The organism is Pelomonas caseinilytica (assembly GCF_021353235.1).
Taxonomy (GTDB): Bacteria; Pseudomonadota; Gammaproteobacteria; order Burkholderiales; family Burkholderiaceae_C; genus Pelomonas; species Pelomonas caseinilytica.
In genome coordinates, this window is the sequence record NZ_JAJTWT010000005.1 from 256796 (window position 1) to 271507 (window position 14712).

18 protein-coding genes are annotated in these 14712 nt (G+C 68.4%); 12 read left to right on the forward strand and 6 right to left on the reverse strand.

Features of this window, described 5'->3' with window-relative positions:
- Positions 1-12: 12 nt before the first annotated feature.
- Both LXT12_RS13990 and LXT12_RS13995 read right to left on the reverse strand, forming a co-directional pair.
- Positions 13-1191, reverse strand: a complete 1179-nt coding sequence (locus LXT12_RS13990) for a chromate transporter (RefSeq protein WP_233392799.1) — start codon at positions 1189-1191, stop codon at positions 13-15.
- On the reverse strand, positions 1188-2174 hold the full coding sequence (locus LXT12_RS13995) for a chromate resistance protein ChrB domain-containing protein (protein WP_233392800.1): 987 nt from the start codon (positions 2172-2174) through the stop codon (positions 1188-1190). The genes LXT12_RS13990 and LXT12_RS13995 overlap by 4 nt, the downstream gene beginning before the upstream one ends.
- Before the next feature lie 61 nt (positions 2175-2235).
- Here LXT12_RS13995 and LXT12_RS14000 point away from each other — a divergent pair, with 61 nt between their 5' ends.
- Positions 2236-3336, forward strand: coding sequence for a cation diffusion facilitator family transporter (locus LXT12_RS14000; RefSeq protein ID WP_233392801.1), 1101 nt, complete (start codon positions 2236-2238; stop codon positions 3334-3336).
- An 18-nt stretch (positions 3337-3354) separates the two neighbouring features.
- On the opposite strand, the gene LXT12_RS14005 is transcribed toward LXT12_RS14000, so the two are convergent.
- A complete protein-coding gene (locus LXT12_RS14005; RefSeq protein ID WP_233392802.1) occupies positions 3355-3516 on the reverse strand; it encodes a hypothetical protein in 162 nt (53 codons plus the stop codon).
- A gap of 271 nt (positions 3517-3787) precedes the next feature.
- On the opposite strand from LXT12_RS14005, the gene LXT12_RS14010 reads away from it, so the two are divergent.
- The gene (locus LXT12_RS14010; RefSeq protein ID WP_233392983.1) at positions 3788-4786 is read left to right on the forward strand and encodes an NAD(P)H-dependent glycerol-3-phosphate dehydrogenase; all 999 of its coding nucleotides are present in this window, start codon (positions 3788-3790) and stop codon (positions 4784-4786) included.
- 2 nt (positions 4787-4788) lie between these two features.
- Here LXT12_RS14010 and trmL read toward each other — a convergent pair whose 3' ends face one another.
- Both trmL and LXT12_RS14020 read right to left on the reverse strand, forming a co-directional pair.
- A complete protein-coding gene (gene trmL / locus LXT12_RS14015; protein WP_233392803.1) occupies positions 4789-5259 on the reverse strand; it encodes a tRNA (uridine(34)/cytosine(34)/5-carboxymethylaminomethyluridine(34)-2'-O)-methyltransferase TrmL in 471 nt (156 codons plus the stop codon).
- A gap of 23 nt (positions 5260-5282) precedes the next feature.
- Positions 5283-6038: a ComF family protein gene (locus LXT12_RS14020; protein ID WP_233392804.1), complete on the reverse strand. Its 756-nt coding sequence runs from the start codon at positions 6036-6038 to the stop codon at positions 5283-5285.
- A gap of 23 nt (positions 6039-6061) precedes the next feature.
- Between LXT12_RS14020 and LXT12_RS14025 the strand changes: the two genes are divergently transcribed.
- The 7 genes from LXT12_RS14025 (at position 6062) to LXT12_RS14055 (ending at position 11932) form a co-directional block, all read left to right on the forward strand.
- Positions 6062-6985: a class I SAM-dependent methyltransferase gene (locus tag LXT12_RS14025; protein ID WP_233392805.1), complete on the forward strand. Its 924-nt coding sequence runs from the start codon at positions 6062-6064 to the stop codon at positions 6983-6985.
- Between the two features lie 172 nt (positions 6986-7157).
- Positions 7158-8339, forward strand: a complete 1182-nt coding sequence (gene coxB / locus LXT12_RS14030; RefSeq protein WP_419964779.1) for a cytochrome c oxidase subunit II — start codon at positions 7158-7160, stop codon at positions 8337-8339.
- A gap of 27 nt (positions 8340-8366) precedes the next feature.
- Positions 8367-10013: a cytochrome c oxidase subunit I gene (ctaD, locus tag LXT12_RS14035; RefSeq protein ID WP_233392807.1), complete on the forward strand. Its 1647-nt coding sequence runs from the start codon at positions 8367-8369 to the stop codon at positions 10011-10013.
- 8 nt (positions 10014-10021) lie between these two features.
- Complete coding sequence (locus tag LXT12_RS14040) at positions 10022-10132, forward strand: cytochrome oxidase small assembly protein (protein WP_233392808.1); 111 nt, start codon at positions 10022-10024, stop codon at positions 10130-10132.
- Between the two features lie 13 nt (positions 10133-10145).
- Entirely contained in the window at positions 10146-10760 is a 615-nt protein-coding gene (locus tag LXT12_RS14045) for a cytochrome c oxidase assembly protein (RefSeq protein ID WP_233392809.1), read from the forward strand.
- Positions 10757-10999: a DUF2970 domain-containing protein gene (locus LXT12_RS14050; protein ID WP_233392810.1), complete on the forward strand. Its 243-nt coding sequence runs from the start codon at positions 10757-10759 to the stop codon at positions 10997-10999. The genes LXT12_RS14045 and LXT12_RS14050 overlap by 4 nt, the downstream gene beginning before the upstream one ends.
- A gap of 48 nt (positions 11000-11047) precedes the next feature.
- Positions 11048-11932, forward strand: coding sequence for a cytochrome c oxidase subunit 3 (locus tag LXT12_RS14055; protein ID WP_233392811.1), 885 nt, complete (start codon positions 11048-11050; stop codon positions 11930-11932).
- Positions 11933-11986: 54 nt separating this feature from the next.
- Here LXT12_RS14055 and LXT12_RS14060 read toward each other — a convergent pair whose 3' ends face one another.
- The gene (locus LXT12_RS14060) at positions 11987-12208 is read right to left on the reverse strand and encodes a DUF2909 domain-containing protein (RefSeq protein WP_233392812.1); all 222 of its coding nucleotides are present in this window, start codon (positions 12206-12208) and stop codon (positions 11987-11989) included.
- Between the two features lie 42 nt (positions 12209-12250).
- Here LXT12_RS14060 and LXT12_RS14065 point away from each other — a divergent pair, with 42 nt between their 5' ends.
- The 3 genes from LXT12_RS14065 to LXT12_RS14075 are packed head-to-tail and all read left to right on the forward strand — an operon-like array spanning position 12251 to position 14710.
- Positions 12251-12961 carry an SURF1 family protein gene (locus tag LXT12_RS14065; RefSeq protein ID WP_233392813.1) on the forward strand — a complete coding sequence of 237 codons (711 nt, stop codon included), beginning with the start codon at positions 12251-12253 and terminating at the stop codon, positions 12959-12961.
- The gene (locus LXT12_RS14070) at positions 12918-13625 is read left to right on the forward strand and encodes an SCO family protein (protein ID WP_233392814.1); all 708 of its coding nucleotides are present in this window, start codon (positions 12918-12920) and stop codon (positions 13623-13625) included. The genes LXT12_RS14065 and LXT12_RS14070 overlap by 44 nt, the downstream gene beginning before the upstream one ends.
- On the forward strand, positions 13622-14710 hold the full coding sequence (locus LXT12_RS14075) for a COX15/CtaA family protein (protein ID WP_233392815.1): 1089 nt from the start codon (positions 13622-13624) through the stop codon (positions 14708-14710). Before LXT12_RS14070 ends, LXT12_RS14075 begins: the two co-directional genes overlap by 4 nt.
- The last annotated feature ends 2 nt before the right edge of the window (positions 14711-14712 follow it).

Sequence of the window (14712 nt, forward strand, 5' to 3'; positions counted from 1 at the left end):
GCTCCGGTGGAGTCAGAGGTGGGCAAGGGGGTGGAGCGCCAGCCCGGCAAGAGCCGCCACGGCCACGACGACGGGCTCCGGCAGCTTCTTGAAGCGCCACAGCACGGCAACCGTGACGAGGGCCAGCACGGCAGTCGCGACATCGCTGATGGAGCGCTGGCCGATGACGATGACGGCTCCCGTGATCGCGCCGATGGCCGCCGCCGTCACGCCGTCCACGAAGGCCACGATGCCCGGGCGCTTGCCGTGCCTCTTGAAATACGGGGCCGGCAGGATGGTGAAGAGATAGCAGGGTATGAAGGTGCCCGCTGCGGCGACGACCGCGCCCCAGAAGCCGGACACCAGGAAGCCGATGAAGCCCGTCGTGATGACCACGGGACCCGGCGTGATCATGGCCACCGCCACGGCGTCGACGAATTGCCGGTCGTTGAGCCAGTGGTACTCCTGGACCACGCCGCCGTACAGGAAGGGCACGATGGCCAGGCCGCTGCCGAAGACGAAGCTGCCCGCATAGGCGAAGTAGGCGCCGATCTGGCCGAGCTTGTGCCAGTCCAGGTTGTCCATCGCAAAGAACGCGGCCAGCGGGGCCGCCGCGCTGTTCACCTTGCCTTTGGTGGCCCAACCCGGTGGTGCACGCAGCAGCCAGACCAGCGCGCCAGCGCCGAGGAAGACCCAGACGACCTCGGACTTGGTGATGACGGTCACCGCGGCGCTGACCGCGAAGATGGCCCAGAGCAGCTTGTCCTTGCCGATGTTCTTCGTGGTGAGCTTGTAGGCGCTCATCGCGATGATGCCGATGACCGAGGCGCCGACGCCATAGAACACGGCCTGCATCCAGCCGATGCCGCCGAAGGCTGTGTAGGCGGCGCCGATGGCGACCACCATGAAGAAGGACGGCAGCACGAAGGCGGCGCCCACCAGCGTGGCGCCAAGCACGCGGTAGTGCACGTAGCCCAGGTAGATCGCGAGCTGGGCCGCCAGCGGCCCGGGCATCAACTGGGCCAGGGCCATGCCTTCCTTGTACTCGGCCTCCGAAATCCAGCCGCGCTTCTCCACCAGGTCGCGGTACATGTAGCCCACCAGCGCCACGGGGCCACCGAAGCCCCAGGCCCCCAGGGTTATCATGTAGCGCACCATCTGCCACAGGGTGTAGCGGGGCGGCGCCGGGTTGTCGCCCACGATCTCGTTCATCGGCGAGCGCTCCTGTGCTTGGGGTCAGCGGCGTCGCGCCGGAAGTGGGCGTACAGGGAGTCGAGGACCTGGCCCATCTCGTCCAGCAGCGCGTCGTCATCAGTCAGCCGCTCGCGGGCGCCGGACATCACGGCCTCGAAGCCCCGGGCCTCCGGCACCGGGTCGCCGCCCACGTCGAGCGAGTGGACGAGGGTCGCCAGGCGCATCAGCGCCGCGTCGGCCTCCAGGCCGAAGCTGGCGATCAACGTCTCGAAAGTGACGCGGTTGCCGACATGGGTGAAGGCCGCGCCGTCGAAGTCGAAACCCAAGGCTCGCTTGGGGCAGTCCGAGGGCTTGGCCAGCCACTGAAAGCGCGCCTGCCTGTCGATGAACCGGCGGATCAGCCAGGCGCTGGCCACCCGGTCAACCCAGAGCCTTCGCCGGGTGGCCCAGACCTGGCCCTGGTAGTCGGCGATCTGCAGCCGCGGAATGCCGCCTTCGGTTTCCTGCGGTTCGTCCGGCGACAGGATGCCTTCAACGCGCTGGTTGAATACCACCCAGTCGGCCTCTGCCTCCATCGACGCCTCTCCCGGAAAGAAGTCGATCGCCCGGAGTGCATCGAACTCACGCCGCAGCTTGCGCTGCAGTCGTGTCAGCTCCGCAGGGCCGAGGTGGCCGACCGTTGCATGGGCCTCTTTCCACGACTTGCGGAGTTCGGCGTAGTCCTCGTGACGGTCAAAGAGCTGGCGCAGGGCGAGGGTCTCGTCGACGGAGCGAGGCTCGACCCTCATCAGCCAGGCATTGCCACCTTCACGCAAGCAGTCGTCGGCCAGGGCCTGCAGAGCCCGCTCTCGCTCAGCCTCGGATGGCAAAAGGTATGCCCCGTCGCGCAGCGCCGCACAGCCCAGCGACTTGAGGCCCCGCCAGATGCGCATCCGCGCGGTGGCGCCGGAGGTCGGGAGGGACAGGACCAGCAGCAGCCAGTCTGGATCGGAACTAGTCATGTAGAGAACAATACATGAATGTAGATATCGATACGAGATTTACCATTCGGCCCTTAGGGCGATGGATCGCACGTCTGCCTCGAGCTGGTGCCGGCGTCCCTTCCCAACCGGGGCGGTCACGCGCCGACCGTTCATCGAGGGTTCAGGCGCGGCGAACTATCCTGTCGCCTTTGCCTTGCCCGCGTCGTCCGACGACCGAGACCTCGTGATCAACCAGTTTCCCGAAGATTCAGAAGCAAGCGAGCGCACCAGTGGCGAACGTGCGGCTGCGGCCTCGCGAAGCACCTGGGTCAGCGTGGGCGTCAACCTGGCGCTCACGTCTACGCAGATCGTCGCCGGCGTGCTGACCAAATCCCAGGGCCTGGTGGCCGATGGCGTGCACTCGCTGTCGGACCTCATCGCCGACTTCGTCGTGCTCCTGGCCAATCATCACAGCCAGAAGGACGCCGACGAGGACCACCCTTACGGCCACCATCGCTACGAAACAGCGGCTTCTCTCGTGCTGGGCCTGCTGCTGCTGGCCGTGGGCCTGGGCATGCTGTGGTCCGCCGTCGTCAAGCTGGAGCGGCCGGACGCCATCCCCCAGGTACATATGGCAGCGCTCTGGGTCGCATTGGGTGCGCTGACGGCCAAGGAGCTGCTGTTCCGCTACATGCTTGCCGTGGCCAAGCGGGTCAAGTCCAGCATGCTGGTGGCCAATGCGTGGCACGCCCGCTCGGATGCCGCGTCGTCCCTGGTGGTGGGTCTGGGCATCATCGGCAACTTGGCTGGCTACCCCATCCTGGATCCCATCGCCGCCGCCATTGTCGGCTTCATGGTCACCAAGATGGGTTGGGAATTCGGCTGGGATGCACTGCACGACCTGATGGATCGTGCCGTCGACGAAGAGGAGGTCGCCGCCATCCGTCAAACGCTCGCCGAGACGGCCGGCGTCGAGGGGGTCCATGACATCCGCACCCGCAAGATGGGCGACATGGTGGTGGTCGACGCCCACATCGAGGTGGATGCCTCACTGACCGTCGAAGCCGGCCATGACATCGCCGTTGAAGCACGGCGTCGCGTCATGCAGCGCCACCGCGTGTTGAACCTGATGACCCATGTGGACCCCTGGAGCCGCCCGGATGGAGACCACGAGAAGGTGGCGCCCTCCGCTCCGGGCTGAGGGGCACGGAATGAAGCCTCAGGTCATGTGCCTGGACGGCAGGTCGACCGGGACAGCTTCGCCGGGATGGCGATTCAGGCTGATCGGCATCGATAGGAAGGCAACGGAGATCACGGCAATCAGCGCCAAGACGACGGTGCCGATGAAGCGGGAGAGGAAGCGGCGCAGTTCGTGATGCATGGTCGGCTCCGGTGGTGGAGTAATCGATGAACCCAGTATTGAGCGCTTGACATGAACGCGTTCTGAATGGCGGCGACGCGCCAGGCGCCGCGGATGGCCATCAATCGAGCTTCGGATCTGTCTCAGGGAAAATGGCCCGCGTGGCCCGCGTGGCCCGCGTGGCCCGCGCAATGCTGCGCTGTGTGGACCCGCACGTTCGCGGCATGCGAGAGGCTCGACCGACAATGGCGGACCCCTATCCGATTCGTGGACACTGCTGCGCATGACAACGATGAGAATCAGCGTGCTCGGGGCCGGCGCTTGGGGTACGGCCCTGGCCATCCAGGCGGCCAAGGCGGGGCATGAGGTGCAGCTCTGGGGGCGGGATGCCGCCGCCATCGAGCGCATGTGCTCCAGCCGCCGCAACACGGCCTATCTGCCCGACAGCGAACTGCCCCCGGCCCTGGGACTGACGCACGATTTCGCACGGGCGCTGCGCCATGCCGACGGCGGTCTGGCCATCATTGCGACACCGATGTCCGGCCTGCGTGGAACGCTCGCCGCGCTGCCTGAGACGCAGCGCGTGCTCTGGCTGTGCAAGGGCTTCGAGGCCGGCACGGGTCGCCTCGGCCATGAGATTGCGCGCGAGCTGCGGCCCGGCATGCGTGTCGGGGTGCTGTCGGGCCCGAGCTTCGCTCAGGAAGTGGCCGCCGGCCGGCCGACGGCCCTGGTGGCGGCCAGCGACGATGCCGATCTCGCCCGCGCCGCCGTCGACGCCTTCCACGGCGAGCGGCTGCGCGTCTACACCTCGGCCGACCCGGTCGGCGTGGAGGTGGGCGGCGCGGTGAAGAATGTGATGGCGATTGCCGTGGGTGTCTGCGATGGCCTGTCGGGTTCCGCGCCCGATGCGCCAGGGCTGAACGCGCGTGCGGCGCTCATCACGCGTGGCCTGGCCGAGATGCTGCGTCTGGGCCTGGCCCTTGGCGCGCGGACCGAGACCTTCATGGGCCTGTCGGGGCTGGGCGACCTGGTGTTGACGGCCACGGGTGACCTGTCGCGCAACCGGCGGGTGGGGCTCATGCTCGCCCAGGGCCTGGCGCTGCAACGGATCCTGCAGCAACTCGGCCATGTGGCCGAAGGCGTCTACAGCGCGCCGACCGTGCTGGCGCGGGCGCGGGCTGCCGGCGTCGAGATGCCGATCACCGAGGCCATGGTGGCGCTGCTGGAGGGGCGCCTTCTGGCCGCACAGGCCGTCGACGTGCTGATGGGCCGCGAGGCGCGGGCCGAGTAGCTTCAGCCGCCGCCAGCGTAGCCGTTCTGCCGCCAGGCCTCGAACACGGCGACCGCGACGCTGTTGCTGAGGTTGAGGCTGCGCTGGCCGGGCCGCATCGGCAGCCGCACGCGTTGCCTGTCGGGAAAGGCGTCGCGCAGGGCGGCCGGCAGGCCGGCGGTTTCGCTGCCGAAGACCAGCCAGTCGCCCGCCCGCCAGGCGACGTCGGCCAGCGGGCGGCTGCCTCGCGTCGTGAAGGCGAACTGCCGCGTCGGATCGGGCGCCTCGGCGGCGAGGAAGCCCGCCCAGTCGGCGTGGCGCTGCACGCGGGCGTACTCGTGATAGTCCAGGCCCGCGCGCTGCAGCAGGCGGTCCTCCATCGAGAAGCCGAGCGGTTCGATCAGGTGGAGTTCGCAGCCCGTGTTGGCCGCCAGCCGGATGACGTTGCCGGTGTTGGGCGGGATCTCGGGGTGGACGAGGACGATGCGGAACATGGGCCGGGAGTATCCCCGCGGCTTCAGTCCTCGCCCGGCTCGGGCGTGCGTGCGATGACCCAGGCCTGCACGCTCATCACGCCGGCCTGCAGAAGCACGCGGGCGATCTCGAAGAGCGTGGCGCCGCTGGTCATCACGTCGTCGAGGAGGGCGACGCTGGTGCCGCGCAGTTGGGCCGCGTGCAGGGGATCGACGGCGAAGACGCCGCGCACGTTGGCGGCGCGGGCGTCGAGCTTGAGCCCGGCCTGGCGCTCGTTGTGCCGTACGCGCAGCAGCAGGCCCGGCTCGCAGCGCAGCCCGCGCCGGCGTGCCAGCGCCTTGGCCAGCTCGTGGGCCTGGTTGTAGCCGCGCTCGCGCAGGCGCTCGGCCGAAAGCGGCACGGGCAGCAACCAGTCGGGGGGGTCGACCTCCGCCGCCGTCAGTGCGCAGTTGAGCCGCTCCAGCAGGCTCTCGCGCAGCTCCAGGGCCTGGTGGTACTTGAAGTGCTGCAACAGGCCGTCCCACGGGAAGCGGTAGTCCAGGGCCGCCACGGTGCGATCCAGCGGTGGCGCCTCGATCAGGCAGCGCCCGCATTGCGGATGCGGCCTGCCCATCAGAGTCAGCGGCAGCCGCGCGGCGCAGGTCCAGCAACGGGGCACGGGGCGGGCGTAGCGCTGCAGGCAGTCCTCGCAGACGGTCTGGTGGCTCCAGGCACGGCAGACCGCGCACTGCCCGGCGCAGCGCAACAGCACCTTCTCGACGAGTGTGGGTCTGGGCGTGGCCAGGGGCGGGGCGGGCATCGCCTCAATATACTGACCGGCCCATGAGCGAGCCGGCAGCGTCCCCTAGTTCAAACAAGGGGCCGCGGCCCCAGGACCTCGACGCGGCCGCGTTGCGCCATCACGCCCGGCGCCTGGCGCGGGCCGGGCAGCCGCCCTGGCTGCACGTGGAGGTGGCGCGGCGCATGGCCGAGCGGCTGCCGTTCATCAAGCTGCAGCCCGCCCGCGTGCTCGACGCCTCGCCGGCCCTGGGCGCCAGCGGCAACCTGCTGCGGATGGCCTACCCGAACGCCGAGATGCTGTGGCACGAGGCCGACGGTGTGCTGGCGGAGCGTGCGGCCGCGGTGCGGGCGCCGAACTGGTGGCGCAAGCTGCGCGGCGGCCACTCGGGCCGCATCGAGGCGCTGCCCGCCAGGCCCGAGGTGGAGCTGCTGTGGTCCAACATGGCCCTGCACACCTGCGCCGACCTGCCGGCCGTGCTGGCGCAGTGGCAGGCCAGCTTGGCGGTCGGCGGCTTCGTCATGTTCTCAGGCCTCGGGCCGGACAGCTTCGTGGAACTGCGGCCGCTGTACGCGCGCAACGGCTGGGGCCGGTCCGCGCCCGATTGGTGGGACATGCACGACATCGGCGACCTGGTGCTCAAGGCGGGCTTTGCCGATCCGGTCATGGACCAGGAGACCCTGCGCCTGACCTGGGCCACGCCCGAGAGCCTGCTGGCCGACCTGCGCGCCCTGGGCGGCAACCTGGCGCCGCTGCGATTCGCCGGCCTGCGCGGGCGGGCCTGGCATCGGCGATTGCTCGCCGAGCTGGAGACCCTTCGCGATGCCGACGGACGGCTGGCGTTGACGGTGGAACTGGTCTTCGGCCACGCCTTCAAGGCTGCACCGCGCCTGACTGTCGCGGAGGAGACGCGCGTCTCGGTCGACGCCCTGCGCGCCACCCTGAAAAAAGGCCGTCCGGGTGGGTGATTCCCCGGGGCTGGCCCCAGGCAGAGCCGCGATGTGCCTGGGCTAAACTCTTGCGCCGCATCAAGGACAAAGCGAAAAACTTTGTTCTCACACGGAACTTGCGTTGCAGACCGGGCCGTCCGGCCGGTTGCAAGCCCGCCATTCAAAGAACCAAGTGACAACCATGACGATGATGAACGCACGAGTGCATAGCGCCTCACGCGGTTGGGCCCAGCGGGCCGCCGTGGCGGCGACGGCGATCCTGGCAACGGGTTCGGCCCTCGCGGTGAACGATCTCAAGGGCGGCCCGGGCGTCAATCAGCTCAACCTGCACGAGCCGGTCACGCGCATCGCGAGCGACCAGATGTGGTTGCACAACTTCATGCTCGTCGTCTGCCTCGTCATCTTCGTGGCGGTGTTCGGCGTGATGTTCTATTCCATCTTCAAGCACCGCAAGTCCAAGGGCGCGGTGTCGGCCAACTTCCACGAGAGCGTGGCCGTCGAGATCGCCTGGACGGTGGTGCCCTTCCTCATCGTCATCGGCATGGCCCTGCCGGCGACCAAAGTGGTCGTCGCCATGAAGGACACCACCAACGCCGATCTCACCATCAAGGCCACAGGCTACCAGTGGAAGTGGGGCTACGACTACCTCAAGGGCGAGGGCGAAGGCATCGGCTTCCTCGCCACCCTCGACACGGAGCAGCGCGAGTCGTCCAACTCCGGCCACCCGGCGCCCGTCGACAACTACTTGCTCAAGGTGGACAACCCGCTGGTCGTGCCGGTGGACAAGAAGGTCCGCATCATCACGACGGCCAACGACGTCATTCACGCCTGGATGGTGCCGGCCTTCGGCGTCAAGCAGGACGCCATCCCCGGCTTCGTGCGCGACACCTGGTTCCGCGCCGAGAAGGTGGGCGACTACTACGGCCAGTGCGCCGAGCTCTGCGGCAAGGAGCACGCCTACATGCCCATCCACGTGAAGGTGGTGTCCGCCCAGGACTACACCGCCTGGGTCGACGGCAAGAAGAAGGAAGCCGCCGCCAAGGCCGACGATCCGAGCAAGGTCTGGGAACAGGCCGCACTGATCGCCCGCGGCGAAAAGGTCTATGCCGCCAACTGCGCGGTCTGCCACCGCCCTGACGGCAAGGGCGCCGGCCCGGTCAAGCCGCTGGATGCCTCGGCCGTCGTGCTGTCCGACAACCACCTCGACCAGATCCAGGTCGTCCTCAACGGCCGCCTCGACAAGGGCATGCCCTCGTGGAAGCAGCTGAGCGACACCGAGATCGCCGCCGTCGTCACTTACACCAAGAACAACTGGTCGAACAAGACGGGCCAGACCGTGCAGCCCGCCGAAGTGGTTGCCGCGCGCAAGTAATCGGAACGCCGAATCAGAGGAACCCAAATGAGTGCAGTGCTCCCCCCCCACGGCGTTCACGGCGGCCACGCTGGCGACCACGCCCACGACGATCATCACGACCACCACGCGCCGAGCGGCTGGCGCCGCTGGGTCTTCGCGACCAACCACAAGGACATCGGCACGCTGTACCTGCTGTTCAGCTTCACGATGCTGATGATCGGCGGCATCCTGGCGCTGTGCATCCGCGCCGAGCTGTTCCAGCCCGGCCTGCAGTTCTTCAACCCCGAGCTGTTCAACCAGTTCACGACCATGCACGGTCTGATCATGGTGTTCGGGGCCATCATGCCGGCCTTCGTCGGCTTCGCGAACTGGATGATCCCGCTGCAGATCGGTGCCAGCGACATGGCCTTCGCGCGGATGAACAACTTCAGCTTCTGGCTGCTGATCCCCGCGGCCCTCATGCTGGTGGCCAGCTTCTTCATGCCGGGCGGCGCTCCCGCCGCCGGCTGGACGCTCTACGCGCCGCTGACGCTGCAGATGGGGCCGTCCATGGACGCCGGCATCTTCGCCATGCACATCATGGGCGCCTCGTCCATCATGGGCTCGATCAACATCATCGTCACCATCCTCAACATGCGCGCCCCCGGCATGACACTGATGAAGATGCCGATGTTCTGCTGGACCTGGCTGATCACGGCCTACCTGCTGATCGCCGTCATGCCCGTGCTGGCCGGCGCCATCACGATGACGCTGACCGACCGCCACTTCGGCACCGCCTTCTTCAACCCGGCGGGCGGCGGCGACCCGGTCATGTACCAGCACATCTTCTGGTTCTTCGGCCACCCCGAGGTCTACATCATGATCCTGCCGGCCTTCGGCATCATCAGCCAGATCGTGCCGGCCTTCGCCCGCAAGCGCCTGTTCGGCTACGCCTCCATGGTGTACGCCACCGCTTCCATCGCCATCCTGTCCTTCATCGTCTGGGCCCACCACATGTTCGCCACCGGCATGCCGGTGACGGGCCAGCTGTTCTTCATGTACGCGACCATGCTGATCGCGGTGCCCACCGGCGTGAAGATCTTCAACTGGCTGGCCACGATGTGGCGCGGCTCGATGACCTTCGAGACCCCGATGCTCTGGGCCGTGGGCTTCATCTTCGTGTTCACGATGGGCGGCTTCACGGGCCTGATGTGTGCGATGGCCCCCATCGACATCCAGATCCAGGACACCTACTACGTCGTCGCCCACTTCCACTACGTGCTGGTGGCCGGCTCGCTGTTCGCCCTGTTCGCCGGCGTCTATTACTGGGGCCCGAAGTGGACCGGCGTGATGTATTCGGAGACGCGCGGCAAGATCCACTTCTGGGGTTCGCTGATCTTCTTCAACCTCACCTTCTTCCCGATGCACTTCCTGGGCCTGGCCGGCATGCCCCGCCGCTATGCCGACTACCCGATGCAGTTCGCCGACTTCAACGCCATCGCCTCGGTGGGTGCGTTCGCCTTCGGCCTGATGCAGGTGTACTTCTTCTTCTTCATCGTCTTGCCGATGATGCGTGGCAAGGGTGAGAAGGCTGCGCAAAAGCCCTGGGAAGCCGCCGAGGGCCTGGAGTGGGAAGTGCCGTCGCCGGCGCCCTTCCACACCTTCGAGGAGCCGCCCAAGCTCGACGCCTCGGCCACCAAGATCATCGCCTGAGCCCGACCATGACGCCCGAACAGCGCAAGGCTAACCGCCGGCTGGCGTTGATCCTGCTCACCGTGGCCATCGTCTTCGGTGCGGGCTTCGTCGCCAAGATGACCTTGTTCGCGCACTGAGGCCCGCATTCCCATGGGCCTGCGCTCCATCGCCGCCGCGCTGCGTCGCGACAACGACCACCTCCTGCTGAAGCTGGCCGTGGTGGTGACGCTGATGTTCGGTTTCGCCTATGCGATGGTGCCCTTCTACAAGGCCATCTGCAACGCCCTGGGCATCAATGTGCTGTCGCTGGCTGAGCGGCAGACGGCGCTGGCCGAGAAGGGCGTGGCCAACGGCAACGGGCAGGTCGACTACAGCCGCGAGATCACGGTCGAATTCGACACCAACGCCCGCGGCCCCTGGGACTTCAAGCCGGCGGTGCGGCACATGACGGTGCACCCGGGCGAACTGGCCCAGGTCATGTACGAGTTCCGCAACGTGCAGAACCGCACCATGGCCGCCCAGGCCATCCCGAGCTATGCGCCCATGCAGGCCAGCGCGCACTTCAACAAGCTCGAGTGCTTCTGCTTCAACGAATACACGCTCAAGCCGGGCGAGAGCAAGCAGTGGCCGGTCGTCTTCGTCATCGACCCCAAGCTGCCCAAAGACGTCAAGACCATCACGCTCTCCTACACCTTCTTCGAGGTGGCGGGCAAGGGTGGAGTCAAGCTGGGCCAGGCGCCCAAGTCCGCTGGAGGTTCCCTGTGAGCCGCCCCGGCGAGGACCTGAAGAAGGCCGTGCGGCGCAAGGCGTCCTTCGGCCAGACCCTCTCGGCCGTGGCCTGGAGTTTTTTCGGCGTGCGCCGGGGCAAGGACCATGAGAACGACATGGCCAAGCTCAACCCGGTGCACGTGATCATCGCCGGCGTCATCGGCGCGGCCCTGTTTGTATTGATGCTGGTGCTGTTGGTCCGTTGGGTCATCGGCAGCGGCGTCGCGGCCGGCTGAGGCTGGCGGCGGCAAGGTTCAGAACGAGAGTAGAACTAGGAGAACGACATGTCGGCAGCGACAACCCCGGGCAAGACCCCGTACTACTTCGTCCCGGCGCCCTCGCGGCATCCGGTGATGGCCGCCATCGGCCTGTTCTTCGTCATCCTGGGCGCCGGCCAGTGGGTCAACGGCCACGGCTGGGGCATGTACTCGCTGTTCGGCGGCCTGCTGTTCTGGGCCTTCGTGCTGCAGGCCTGGTTCCGCGACGCCATCGGCGAGAGCGAAGGCGGCCTCTACAGCGACCGCATCGACCTCTCCTACCGCTGGAGCATGGGCTGGTTCATCTTCTCGGAGGTGATGTTCTTCGCCGCCTTCTTCGGCGCACTGTTCTGGGCGCGGGTCTACTCCGTGCCGCTGCTGGGCAGCCTCGAGAACTCGCTGCTTTGGCCCGACTTCAAGGCCATCTGGCCGAGCACGACGCCGGGCTTCACGGCCTCGCCCGCGGGCACCGTCGAAGCCTTCAGCACCATGGGCCCCTGGCCCATCCCGACGCTGAACACCGCGCTGCTGCTGACCTCGGGCGTCACGCTCACCATCGCCCACCACGCCCTGATCGCCGGCAATCGCGGCAAGACCATCCTGTGGATGTGGATCACGGTGCTGCTGGGCGCGACCTTCCTGGGCTTCCAGGCCTACGAATACCACCACGCCTACACCGAACTCAACCTCAAGCTCAGCTCCGGCATCTACGGCTCGACCTTCTTCATGCTGACCGGCTTCCACGGCTTCCACGTCTGCGTGGGCGCGCTGATGCTGCTGTTCATCACCATCCGCCTGATGAAGGGCCACTTCACGCCGGAACGCCACTTCGGCTTCGAGGGCGCGGCCTGGTACTGGCACTTCGTCGACGTCGTGTGGCTGGGCCTGTACGTCATCGTCTACTGGATGTGAGGCCGCGAGGCCCCGAAAGCAAAGCGCCGCTCAAGCGGCGCTTTTTGCTGGCGGCTACGATCTGACCGGCAGGCCCGTCGGGTGGATCCAGCCCATCTTCCAGCTCAGCAGGATGATCAGGAAGAGCGCCACCGACAAGGCCACCCGCAGGGCCAGCGCCCGGGCCATGTTGGGGCTGCGCTTGCCGTCGCCGCGGCCCTTGCGGAGCATGAAGAACCCGGCCGCCCCCAGGGCGCCCAGGATGCCGAGGAAGGCGACCAGGATCAGGAATCTCATGACGACGAATTATCCGCCCCGGGTCGCATTGGGCCGCCCGGCATGACGGCGCGGCGCTGGCTCATCCTGGCGGCGGCCCTGCTGGGTGCGGCCCTGACGGCCCGCCTGGGCGTCTGGCAGCTGGACCGCGCCGCCCAGAAGATCGCCTTGCAGGCCGCCATCGATGCCGAGGCCGTCCGCCCGGCCCTGGGCAATGCCGAGCTGGCGACGGATGGCGCCGGTCAGGTGCATCGTCAGGTTCGGCTGCGTGGCCGATGGGTCGCCGAACGCACCGTCTGGCTGGACAACCGGCCCATGGACGGCCGGGCCGGCTTTCACGTCGTCACGCCGCTGCGGCTCGCCGGCCGCGGCGATGCCGTCCTCGTGGAGCGTGGCTGGGCGCCGCGCGATCCCTATGACCGCAAGCACCTGCCGCCGGTGGACACGCCCTCGGGCGAAGTCGAGGTGGTGGGCCGCCTGGCCGCCTCGCCATCGCGGCTTTATCAGCTCGGCGAGGGTTCCACCGGAACGATCCGGCAGAATCTCGATCCCGCGGCCTTCGCCGTCGAGTCGGGGCTCGCCCTGTTGCCGCTGACCGTCGTGCAGACCGCCCCCGCCGGCGCGCAAGACGGCCTGCTGCGCCACTGGCCGGCATCCGATCTCGGCCTGCAAAAGCACTATGGCTATGCCTTTCAATGGTTCGCGCTCTGCGCGCTGATCCTGGGTCTCTATGTCTGGTTCCAACTCGTCCGCCCGCGGCTCCGCAAGCCCTGAACCCCTCAGCTTCGCGGTGCACAGCCTGCCCGACCCGAGGCAGGTCACGGCCCAGCGCGCCGGGCGCTGGAAGATGCTGCTTGTGCTGGCCTTGTGCGCGGCCCCGGTCGTCGCGTCTTACTTCACCTTCTACGTCATCCGCCCGCACGGCTCGGCCTATGGCGAGCTCATCTCGCCGACCGCCGAGATACCCGCCGACCTACCCCTGACTGACGTGCAGGGCCGCGCGGTGCCGGCGGCCTCGTTGCAAGGCCAGTGGCTGCTCGTCGTCGCCCAGCCCGCCGCCTGCGGCGCGGCCTGCGAACGCCAGCTCTACGTGCAGCGCCAGCTGCGCGAGATGCTGGGCAAGGAGCGCGACCGGGTGGACAAGGTCTGGCTCGTGCCCGGCGACACCCTGCCCGACGCCCGTGTGCTGTCGGCCATCAGCCAGAAGGGGGCGGAGGTGACGGTCCTGCGCGTGCCGAGCGACCGTCTGGCGGCGTGGCTGCGGCCGGCGGCCGGCAAGGCGCTGTCCGACCATTTCTACGTCGTCGATCCGCTCGGCCGCTGGATGCTGCGCGCGCCGGCCGAGCCCGAACCCCGCAAGCTCAAGGCCGACCTCGACAAGCTGCTGCGCGCCAGCGCCGGCTGGGACCAGGCCGGGCGCCCGGGCGGACCTCGATGAACGACCTGCTGCTGCCTCTCGGCCAGGTGGCCGCCATCGGCGGTGCCGTGGCGCTCGGCCCGCTGCTGTGGTGGCGTCAGCGTGCTCGTGCTGCCACGCCCACCGGCCGCCTGCGCGCGCTCACCTTGCTGGCGCTGTTCCTGACCTTCGACCTCATCGTCTTCGGCGCCTTCACGCGCCTCACCGACTCGGGCCTGGGCTGCCCCGACTGGCCGGGCTGCTACAGCGCCGCCAGCCCCGTCGGTGCGCACGAGCACATCGAGGCCGCCCAGACGGCCATGCCGACAGGGCCGGTCACGCACGCCAAGGCCTGGATCGAGATGCTGCACCGCTACCTGGCGAGCGCCGTGGGCCTGCTCATCCTCGTCATGGCGGTGCTGAGCTGGCGGCTCAGGCGCCATGACGGCGAGTCGGCGCCTTCGCCCTGGTGGCCGACCCTGACCCTGGCCTGGGTCTGCGTGCAGGGCGCCTTCGGCGCGCTGACGGTCACCATGAAGCTCTTTCCGGCCATCGTCACGCTGCACCTGCTGTTCGGCCTCGGCCTGCTGATGCTGCTGGCCTGGCAGCGCGAGGCCTACGAGCTGCGCCCGCTGCCTGCGCCGGCGTGGTTGCGCGGCGCGGCTGGCCTGGTGCTGGCCCTGGCGCTGTTGCAGGTGGCGCTCGGGGGCTGGGTCAGCACCAATTACGCGGTCCTGGCCTGCGACGAATTCCCCACCTGCCACGGCGGCCAGTGGTGGCCTCACCTCGACTTCGCCCAGGGCTTCGAACTCTGGCGCGACCTCGGCCGCCGCGCCGACGGCGGCTGGCTGGGCTTCGAGGCCCTGGCCGCCATCCACATGGCCCATCGCATCGGCGCGGCCGTCGTGTTCTGCGCCCTCATCGCCCTCGCCTGGGTGCTGCGCGGGCCCGCTCCCGCGTGGTCGCGCTGGCTGCTGGCGGCCGGCGGCTGGCAGCTCGCCACCGGCCTGTCCAACGTCGTGCTCGACTGGCCCATCGTCGCCGCCCTGGGCCACACCGGCGGCGCTGCGCTGCTGCTGGCCCTGCTCACCACCTTGCTTGCGCGCCTGCAGAAAGGGCGCCCCTGACC